The organism is Winogradskyella poriferorum (genome assembly GCF_050618035.1).
In the GTDB taxonomy this organism is placed as follows: Bacteria; Bacteroidota; Bacteroidia; order Flavobacteriales; family Flavobacteriaceae; genus Winogradskyella; species Winogradskyella poriferorum_A.
On sequence record NZ_JBODPY010000224.1, the window covers coordinates 1 to 222 of the forward strand.

A 222-nucleotide genomic window follows, 5' to 3' on the forward strand; every position below is an offset into this window, starting at 1 on the left:
TTAATGGATTAATTATGGGAACGCGCTCTAGTGATATCGATCATTCCTTGATATTCTATCTGTTTAATACTTTAGGATATGATCTCAGTCAAGTAAATACCATTTTACAAAAAGACAGTGGTATGTTGGGTCTGACTGGATATAGTGATTTACGTGAAATAGGATCACAAGCAAATAAAGGAGATGTAGTTTGTCTGCTTGCCTTAGAAATGAATGCCTATC

General features: G+C 34.7%; 1 pseudogene. It reads left to right on the forward strand.

The annotated features are described in order from the left end of the window. Positions 1 to 222: pseudogene (locus ACRHOC_RS15560) on the forward strand (acetate kinase); the annotation flags it as partial.